Origin of the sequence: uncultured Gimesia sp. (genome assembly GCF_937910335.1) — a bacterium.
GTDB lineage: Bacteria > Planctomycetota > Planctomycetia > Planctomycetales > Planctomycetaceae > Gimesia.
In genome coordinates this window covers 1-9868 of record NZ_CALEMX010000107.1, presented here as the reverse complement: position 1 = coordinate 9868, position 9868 = coordinate 1, and the positions used below count along the sequence as shown (strand labels likewise).

Annotated in this window: 9 protein-coding genes; 7 read left to right on the top strand and 2 right to left on the bottom strand. The window is 43.2% G+C overall.

What is annotated here, in order from left to right; translation table 11 throughout:
• A partial coding sequence (locus Q0668_RS04290; RefSeq protein WP_298860300.1) for an ATP-binding protein occupies positions 1 to 435 on the bottom strand: 435 nt, incomplete at its 3' end.
• A gap of 624 nt (positions 436 to 1059) precedes the next feature.
• On the opposite strand from Q0668_RS04290, the gene Q0668_RS04285 reads away from it, so the two are divergent.
• The 4 genes from Q0668_RS04285 to Q0668_RS04270 all read left to right on the top strand — a co-directional run bounded on the left by Q0668_RS04285 (position 1060) and on the right by Q0668_RS04270 (position 6350).
• Positions 1060 to 2025 (top strand): PhoH family protein, encoded by a 966-nt coding sequence (locus tag Q0668_RS04285; RefSeq protein ID WP_298860297.1) that lies wholly within the window; start codon positions 1060 to 1062, stop codon positions 2023 to 2025.
• Between the two features lie 48 nt (positions 2026 to 2073).
• Positions 2074 to 4395, top strand: coding sequence for an HDIG domain-containing metalloprotein (locus Q0668_RS04280; RefSeq protein WP_298860293.1), 2322 nt, complete (start codon positions 2074 to 2076; stop codon positions 4393 to 4395).
• Between the two features lie 19 nt (positions 4396 to 4414).
• Positions 4415 to 4912, top strand: coding sequence for an rRNA maturation RNase YbeY (ybeY, locus tag Q0668_RS04275; RefSeq protein WP_298860290.1), 498 nt, complete (start codon positions 4415 to 4417; stop codon positions 4910 to 4912).
• A 127-nt stretch (positions 4913 to 5039) separates the two neighbouring features.
• On the top strand, positions 5040 to 6350 hold the full coding sequence (locus Q0668_RS04270) for a hemolysin family protein (protein ID WP_298860287.1): 1311 nt from the start codon (positions 5040 to 5042) through the stop codon (positions 6348 to 6350).
• 13 nt (positions 6351 to 6363) lie between these two features.
• Here the strand turns inward: Q0668_RS04270 and dusB are convergent, their stop codons facing one another.
• Positions 6364 to 7449 carry a tRNA dihydrouridine synthase DusB gene (dusB, locus tag Q0668_RS04265; protein ID WP_298860284.1) on the bottom strand — a complete coding sequence of 362 codons (1086 nt, stop codon included), beginning with the start codon at positions 7447 to 7449 and terminating at the stop codon, positions 6364 to 6366.
• A gap of 303 nt (positions 7450 to 7752) precedes the next feature.
• On the opposite strand from dusB, the gene Q0668_RS04260 reads away from it, so the two are divergent.
• The 3 genes from Q0668_RS04260 to Q0668_RS04250 all read left to right on the top strand — a co-directional run.
• Positions 7753 to 8901, top strand: coding sequence for a hypothetical protein (locus Q0668_RS04260; protein ID WP_298860281.1), 1149 nt, complete (start codon positions 7753 to 7755; stop codon positions 8899 to 8901).
• Between the two features lie 105 nt (positions 8902 to 9006).
• On the top strand, positions 9007 to 9237 hold the full coding sequence (locus tag Q0668_RS04255) for a hypothetical protein (protein WP_298860278.1): 231 nt from the start codon (positions 9007 to 9009) through the stop codon (positions 9235 to 9237).
• 83 nt (positions 9238 to 9320) lie between these two features.
• The coding region (locus Q0668_RS04250; RefSeq protein WP_298860275.1) for a site-specific integrase at positions 9321 to 9868 on the top strand (548 nt) is incomplete at its 3' end.

Below are 9868 nucleotides of genomic sequence, written 5' to 3'. Positions count from 1 at the left end.
GCGCAGTTCTTCTAAAAAGGGACTACTCAAAAGATGAGCTTCGTCGACAATCACCAGCAATGGCTGATCATGCGCCAAAAATGAGGATCGAATTTCAGCATTTAAAGCAAGTCGTAATTCCTGTTCACTGACTTTTTCATAAGAGTCTGTTAATCCGTAAAGCAAAGTTTGCAACAATGCTCTTACAGTCGGAAAATTGCAGTGCTCAACAAACTGAATTTGAAACTGATTTTCTAACTGAGAAATCAGTTGTTGACAAATCGCGGTTTTCCCTGTCCCCGCGTCTCCGGTAAGAATCGAGATGCCGTTCATACTGGAATTTGTGATTAGCAACTCATCCAGGACGTTTTGGTGCTCTGTAGCTTGAAAGAAACAATTCGGGCAGGGTGAAACGGTAAAGGGTCGATTCTTGAACCCAAAGTTTGTTTCGTACATTTCCAATAGCCTTTTCACGTTTATTTCATCAGTTCCGTCAGGAGACTGGATGTATTTGACTCTGAATGGATCAACAGAATCTTTAGCGCTTTTTACATTGGTACCGATTCTGCATCCTATGAACAATTCATCGAACAGGTTGCGGCTTTATCTTGAGCATTACCAATACAATCGACAGTATCTAAGCAGGGTCCCTCAGGTGCATTACCCAAACGCTAGATCTTGACATCAACAAAGTACATGAAAGCAAAAATATCCCGTTTGTAATGGATAGGTAATATTGTGATTCTTGAATTTTTTTACTTGGACCATTTCATATTTTTTAATCTTTCCTGACTGGAAAACAGAGATCTACCAGATAATTCACGTTCTATAACCTCTTGTTGACTCATAATTTACAAAAAAACACCAGTTTAAGGACAAGTCTCTCCTTTCTCTTACTGTTTTGCTGGAGTAGACTTAGTGCATTGAAATAGAAACCATATTCAAGCTTTGGATTTCAGTCTGGGGATTATTAAAGTTTTCAGTCAGTTCAGCATGGCGAAATTCAATTTTTCATGTCATTATTTTCATCCTTGGAATTGTTGAATTCCTTATTTTTCGGAGGCACACGCAGAATTTCTGATGTCAGAAGCCACTCTTTCTTTTTCTGATCCTGACCAGATTCCTATTTTATTAGGAACACATGATTGTCACATCAGACAAATCGAGGATTCATTAGGTGTAAGTATTGTACACCGAAATGATGAACTCCGAATTATCGGTGATGATTCGCTTATCCAAAAATCACTTCGGATTTTTGCTGAACTAAAAGCAATCATCCAAAGTACCGGAGAACTCAGTGCCGAACAGGTTCAAACCGCTCTGTACAATGGGAGCTTTATCAGCGAACAGGTGAAGCAGGTTCCGACCACCACCCCCTCTTCGATTGACCTGTTTGAGAAAACAAAAAAGGTCCATCCAAGAACACCAGGACAGTCTGGATACATCAAAGCAATTGGCGAGCACGATCTTGTTTTTTGTACAGGACCTGCTGGCTGCGGGAAAACGTTCCTGGCAGTTGCGATGGCAATCCACGCTTTAAGAACAGAAAGCGTACGAAAAATCGTTCTTGTCCGTCCTGCGGTAGAAGCAGGAGAAAAGCTGGGATTCCTTCCCGGTGACATGCTGGCAAAAGTAAACCCTTTTTTACGACCGCTTCTGGATGCATTAAGCAGCTTGCTCGATTTCGACCAGGTGAATCGCTATATGGAAAATGATATCGTGGAAGTGGTACCTTTAGCATTCATGCGCGGACGTACTCTTGATAACACTTTTATCATCATGGACGAAGCCCAGAATACTACGGTAACTCAGATGAAAATGTTTCTCACCCGGATGGGTATGGGATCACAAATTGTTGTCACAGGTGATATTTCACAGATTGACTTGCCACCCGATATTTCATGTGGCATGACCGATGCGATTACTCGCTTGCGAAATATCAAAGGTGTGGGAGTCGTTCAACTAAAAAATGAAGACATTGTACGACACAGACTGGTAGGTGAAATTGTGAAAGCCTACCAAAATGAAGACACAATGGGACACTGATACTATTTACTTTTTTGTTTTTTAATCTTCACTCTTTAGGTCACTTCCATGGCTTTTTTTGGTTCTAAAAAATCAAGAACGGCACTTGCTGCCAGTTTGCGAGATTCATCCAAATTTAGTTCGAAGCTGCGCGAATCATTAAGCAATCGAGGAACCTTGTCGCGCCTGAGTGTGTGTTTATTAGCAATCCTGATTTTATTGATCGCAGTCGAAGGCTGGAAAGCACCCTTTCCTTATCGACTTGGTATGTTTGCAGAACATGGCATACTCGCAAATGCCACTTTTAAAATTGCCAACCCCATAGAAACAGATCGCGAACGAACCCAAAAAGAATCTGCAGTCCCCTATACATTTAACCAGAAAACAGATTTGATCGAAAAGTTGCCGTTATTGCTCGAAGCAGATCTGGAAGCAATTTCAACGGCGAAATCTTTAGATGAGTTAGATACTGAAATAAGAGCAAGACTGGGGTTAATCTCTTCCCAGAGACTGGAACAGTTTAATGATCAATTTCCGGAGGAGTCGGAGCAGACATTCGCAGAACTGAAATCTGTTGTCAGCAGCCCTGATTCCAGCGATACCAAAAAAATTGATGATTTGATCGAGAACTTCAAAAAACTAATTTCACCACTGTTGATCTATGGGATTGTAAATGAATCGGATTTGTTGAAAAATCAAATCCATGCAGATGACGATATCGCAATCATTAACAAGAATATCGATACACGCCGGATCGTGACCACTTTTGACATCCAGCTGCCCAACCAACTTTCGGAAAATGGGGTTATTGGAAGAGCATGGAAAAGTAACCCCAAACTGGCTCCCATGTCTGCGGTTCTTTCACACTGGATACTTTTTCAAGCACCGACCACGCTGGTCTACGACTCAGAAAGAACCTTACAAGAGCGAAACCAGGCCCGACAACTTGTCAAAGAGACCTTCGATACATTTCAACGCGGGACAATCTTAGTTGAACCGGGACAGGTAATCGATGAATCACAACTTGCATTGTTGAGTGCCGAACATGAAGCCAGGGAAGAAGTCGTTCCCTTCTATGAGCGAATTGTCCGCATCACCATTATTTTCTTCATGCTCATCGTGCTTGCGGTGCTCAATGGCTACCACTTGCTGCATAATAAAAAATCCATCACAAACACTGTTAGCCGTTTAAGCATCTACTTAAGCGTTATTGTTCTAACTATCTTCCTTGGGCGGCTACTCTCTTACGATCCATGGCGTGCAGAAGTGCTGCCACTACTAGTTACTGTAATGGTCTTTGCCATTGTTTATGATCAAATGATGGCTATCTTGACAGCATTATCGCTTTCCCTGATTCTCTGTCTATCTTCAGGTGGATCATTGGGACATTTTGTAGTTCTGATGAGCGTCTCTGCAATCGCGGTCATCTCTCTCGGTAGTGTCTCTTCTCGATCAACACTGATTAAACTCGGCTTTGGGACAGGGCTTACCTATTTCCTGGTTTACTGGGGAATCAACCTGATTAATAATCAGGGACTGTCCAATGGTTTTTTTGACCAGCAGGTTTTATGGGAAAGTCTGCAGGGAGCAGGGTGGTGCCTTGCTGCTGGATATCTCGTAGCCGGTAGTTTGCCGTTTATTGAATCTCTGTTTGGTGTCGTAACTGACATCAGCTTATTAGAAATGAGTGATGTTTCCCATGCATTGCTTCAGGAATTAGTTCGTCGTGCCCCAGGAACCTATAACCATTCCATCTCAGTGGCAACAATCGGGGAAGCAGCAGCAGATAAGATTGGCGCCAACGGTCTTTTAGTGCGGGTCGCAGCCTATTACCATGACATTGGAAAAATGTTGAAACCACAATATTTCATCGAGAACATGGTAGTGGGTAGTGAAAGCCTGCACGACAATCTGGCACCAGCAATGAGTACTTTAATTATCATTGGACACGTCAAAGACGGGGTTGATCTGGCACGTCAACATAATCTACCGCAACCATTGATAGACTTTATCGAACAACACCACGGCACGACTCTGGTTGAATATTTTTTCCGAGAAGCTGAAAAGCAGGCAGATCTTAGCCTGGACCACAAAACAGATGCAGAAGAATCTTCGTTCCGCTATCCTGGTCCCAAACCGCAAACCAGAGAAGCAGGAGTAATGATGCTGGCCGATGCCGTCGAAAGTGCCAGCCGAACTCTCAGCGATCCCACACCAAAAAGGATCGTTTCGCTGGTTCACTCACTGGTCATGAAACGCCTGCTGGATGGCCAGTTTAATGATTGCTCATTAACTTTAAGTGAAATAAATATTGTTGAAGAGTCCCTGGTGAAATCTCTTATTGGTATCTATCACGGGCGTATTAAATATCCGGAAGAGCGCTCCGCTTAACTCCCGCTAGATTGCATAAATGAACACAAAAGACCAGTTTCTGATCAAAATTCAAAACTCGCAGAGTCACCTTTCTATCGATGAAGCACTACTCCAGGAAACCGTCTGTTTTCTTCTCCAATCAGAAAATGTAGTAAGGGCAGATATTAGTCTGGCTATCATTGATAATGCGACGATCCGTAAGTTCAATCGACAATACCTTGATCACGACTATAATACAGATGTTCTTAGTTTTCTGTTGGATTGCCAGTTAGACCTAGAAAAACAAGTGCCTGAGCTGAGAGGGGCAGGAAAGGTCATTGATGGCGAAGTCCTGGTCTCAGCGGAAATGGCCAGCGACATGTCAGAGAACTACAATTGGTCCGCTGAGAATGAACTCTTGCTTTATGTGATACATGGTGTGTTACACCTGTGTGGTTACGATGACTTAACTGCAGAAGAACTTGATCTAATGCGGACAAAAGAACAACAGTTTTTTGATCACAAGGCCCTGTCAATCCCCAGGCAGGAAGAGTGAGAAAAGCGTAAGAATTATCCCTTTTAACAGATTCATGTATTCGTCGATTTTGTTAAACTTTAGTCTGGTTTCAAAAGATTAATAGAATCGATATTGTCACTTAAAAACTTGGCTCTTTGCACTATCTATGGTCACGCTGATTTTTGCAGTTTTAATTTTATTCACCCTGTTTTCAGGATTATTGGGTTTTTCTTTAAGAGATTTTTCACGAAGTCGATTAGAGACACTCTGTAACGAAGCGGGTGTACCAAATCGATTCAGTGACATACTGAGATCACATCCAACAATTCTCCTGGCTGCTGACTTTTGCTACCTTTCTGGTGTAATTCTTATTTCATCACTTCTGACTCATCAATACGTTGAAATCCCTGCTGAGTTCAATTCCTTCTCCGTAACAACTCAATTCTTCCTTCAAATGATTCTAGCTTTGATTGTAGGAATCTTCATTCTAATGACTGTCCCCTGGACAGTGTCACGAATTTCAGGTGAACGCTTCCTACAGCAATCCTGGCCCGTGATTCGCTGGTTATCTGTGTTACTCAAACCTGTGATCTGGACCTCCTGGAAAATTGACGAGTTTTCACATCGACTGGCGGGGATAGAAGAGAATAAAAATGGCCGGGAGGCCAACATCAGTGAAGAGATACTTTCTGTGATTGAAGAAGGGGCTCGTGGAGGAATTCTCGAATCGGAAGCCGGTAAAATGATTCAACGCGTGATGGAATTGCAGGACGAAGATGTTGCCGCAATTATGACTCAGCGAATGGATATCGATTATATTCCCGTCAACGCTACTCTGGACGATGCTCTGCTCAAGTTTATCGAAGTCGCTCACTCTCGCATTCCTGTGATCGGCGATTCAACCGACGATATTGTAGGAATACTTTATGCGCGTGAACTTCTAAAGCACTTTTCAAAGGACAACCAGAATTCCAATTCTTCAGAAAAACTGACCATTCGCGATCTAATGTTTACACCGTTCTATATTCCTGAAACAACGGGTATTGATTCTTTATTGGAAACGATGCAGAAAGAGCATGTCCATATGGCAATTGTCATTGATGAATATGGGGGAGTTGCAGGCTTAGTCACGATGGAGGATGTACTCGAAGAAATTGTCGGCGATATCGTTGATGAGTTTGATGAAGAAGAAGAGCAGATGATTTTTGAACTGGGTAAGGATATCATCGAGGTTGATGCCCGAGTTCATATCGACGATCTCAATGAACAATTCGACTATGGCCTGCCTGAAGGAAAAGACTTCGACACCATTGGAGGATTTGTGATTACCCAGGTTGGCAAGGTCCCACAAGCCGGTGATACTCTCACTTGGCAACAGTTGCGTTTTGATGTTCTTGAATCCGATGAGCGAAAAGTAACCAAACTTCGTATCGAACTAGATCATTCTCTCGTAGAAGAGCTGGACGAAGACGTTTAACACGACGACTTTATCACCAGCGTTCAACAGCGCCACCAGGAACAGGAATATGCATCTCAGGCAGAATTCCATTTCGGGAACCAGATCTCGGGCCTTTTTCTGCAATCGTTTTGATTGCTTCTTCAAATTCATTTAAATTCTGTGCACATTGGAATTGGTGACGCAATGCAGGGATCACACGCATCGACTTCAAATACCAATGGCCCATTTTTCGAAACATGGAAATGGCGCGATGTTCTGTTGTCATTTCAAGCAGGTAGCGAAATTGGCGTAATAAAAGTTCCAGGCGATCATCAAAATTTCCAGGAGGGTCACATTGACCAGTCTGCTCCCATTGAACCAATTGACGAAATATCCATGGGTTTGACAAAGCCCCACGTCCAATGGAAACACCTGCACAACCTGTGGTTCTCAGCATATAGTCAGCGTCTGCAATACTAGTTACATCACCATTTCCTATCACTGGTATTGATTGCACCGCTTCCACAACCTGCCGAATCCCGTCATGATTGACCGAACCTCGAAAGCCCTGCTCGCGAGTTCTACCATGAATGGCCACGGCAACGACACCCACCTGTTCAAATTCTCTGGCAAAAAAGGGAGCTGTTAAATTGAGATCATCCCAGCCAAGACGCATTTTTATGGACACTGGTATCTTCACAGATTCAACAACCGATTGAACTAATGCGATAGTCTTGTCGGGATGGCACATCATAATTGCACCAGCGCCCCCTTTGACAATCCGATTGACGGGACATCCCATATTGATATCAATTGAATCAACGCCGCGATCCTGTAGCAATTGCGCAGCCTCCTGCATCTGTTTCGGGTCATTCCCAAAGATTTGTACTGCAAATGGAGTATCTTCGGGACAAGTTTGAATCAGCTGAAGAGTTTTAGAACTGCCTTCCAGCAATCCACGTGCATTGACCAGATCCGTTGTTGCTAAGCCAACTCCACCGATATCTCTTACAATCCGCCGAAAAGGTAAATTTGTATACCCTGCTAATGGAGAGAGTAAATACCGGGAGCTTAACTTGAGCGTCCCATAACAAACAGGAGGTCGCAAATCGGGTTGAGAAGGAAGTGGGGAATTCATGGGAACTTTAAGTATGAATAGGGGGTGTTACAGATACTTACAAGATTTTATTCAGTCATTTCTCTGCCTGATTATAGTGACATCCAGGACAACCTCTGACAAGAGAACTCTGTAATATAACTATTTATGCCAAATGTAAAAATAGGGTAAATACTTAAATATTTCTCATTGAAGTTACCTTAGCGGTTATGCCGATAAAAAAGAAATCGATCCTTTCTGGCTTCATCCAATGGAAACCATCCAGTGCTGATTCGCATTTTTACCTTATTAATCTGTTTAAGCTGCCTTTCAGGGTGTGTCATCATGCATACCTCTGTCACTAATCCCAATCCCAGGCTGAAAACCGTAGCACTCGTTCCATTTTTTAATCTCAGTCAGGAACCGGACGTTGACGGACGTCGATTTGCACTCGCTTATTATGCAGAATTGCAAAAGGTCCCTGGTTTCCAGGTTTTACCCCTGGGCGTCTCTGAGGTAGCGATGGTGGAACATCAACTACAAATGAATAATCCGGATGATGTTCTCAAACTGGCAAAAATCCTGAATGTTGACGCAGTTGTAATCGGTGCTATCACTGATTATTCCCCCTATTACCCACCTCGAATTGGCATGCAGGTTTCATGGTATTCGCCTCATGCTCAGGAATTTACCCCTGGAGTTCCTTTGATGGTCGAGGAACGCCATAACAAAAAAAATGCCCTGAATGCATTATTTAAAATGGACCGTCTGGTTGCTAAAGAAACAAAATGGGAAGAGAAACAAAAAAATCGTGATGTGAAACAGGCATCTCACATAAAACGAAAAACGACCAAACGAGAAAAGAATATGAAGCGGGACAAATGGGAAGAAGATTGTCCCGATGGCTGCGAACCAAAAAGTCCTGAACTTGCCCCCGCTCCCGCAGCGAAAATAATTATTCGTGGACAATCATCGGAAACTCTTAACTCAAGGTCTGACCTCAAAAATCGAACAAGTGTGATTCAAGCTTACGCTCAAGCCAATCAGGGAGCACAATCGACGGATCAATTTGTACAAACTCCAACGACATTGAAACCGCCACCGGACATACAATCAGAACGGCAACCGGTAGTCGCCCCCAAACCACCACTGCCATCTGATCTGGAACCAAAACAAAAAACTCCTTCGTATCCGAAGCAACTGGAAGAATTCTATCCAACAAACAATTCGACAAATGCAGACGCCTATGATCCACGCCAGCCCTTTATGTCTTACACGAGGCTCTTTGATGGATCTGACGCAGCTTTAGTAGCTCATTTGCGGGATTATCTGGAAGTCAGTGGCGATCGTCGAAGCGGCGGATGGGAAGCGTATCTGCATCGGAGTGAGGACTTTATACGGTTTACATCACATTTAATGATTCTAGAGATGCTAACGTTGCATGGTGGGCAAGCTAAGCACCAGATCATCTTCAAAGTAAGAAAATACCGATAATTCTACTGCTCGACAGCCGATATTTAATATTGCGGTTGAATGAGCACACCCAACCAATCCCGTCTCTGAATCGCGTGCTCTGAAGAAATACAAAGGACTTCTATAGTGAAACAGCAAATGAATGTCGTTGCATTAGTAAAAGAGACAGAACGCTATGTGTTTCTCTATGATGATGTCAGCTCTTCTCAGATGTTACAGACATTAGGTCAATATGCGGCTGATAAAGAATTAAGTTTCACTTGGTATGATGCTGCTGTCATGAGCCAGAAGGTAAGAAAATTAAGACGCGAAGCAGAACTGGAAGAACAATCCAGTCGTTTGCGTAAAACAGCTTGAATTCGTCACCTCTGCTTTCAAGAATCGCGAATTCTCCAGCTGCAAATCCATGTCTGAAACTAATAACAGATATTTGAACTCTTATGATTTCTTCGCAACCTATCAGGTCAATAGAACTGCATGACGCGATAGACAGCTTTCTGCGATATCTGCAAATAGAACGCAACGCATCCGATCTCACTCTCAAATCTTATGCCGAAGATCTGGAAAGCCTCATCGAATATCTGACCGAGTATGAAGGTTCACTTCTACCGCCGGACCGTATCGAAATTAACGAATTGCGTCGCTATGTGGCATATTTGCACGAATGTCAATACGAACGGACAACAATTGCCAGACGCTTAGCCTGCCTGCGAAGTTTTTTTCGCTATTGTTGCAGAGAAGGGTACACAAAAACAAATCCGGCGAAGCCACTTCGAACACCGCGAACTGGTAGAAAGCTACCGCATTTTTTAACAACTGACCAAATCGGTGCTCTACTTGAAGCCCCCCCGGCCAATAGTAAAATGGGACTTAGAGATCGTGCTATCCTAGAGACACTCTATTCCGCTGGACTACGTGTTTCCGAGTTAGTCGCTCTCGATCTAAGCAACTGGGATCAGGATGCAAATATTATCCGTGTGTTAGGCAA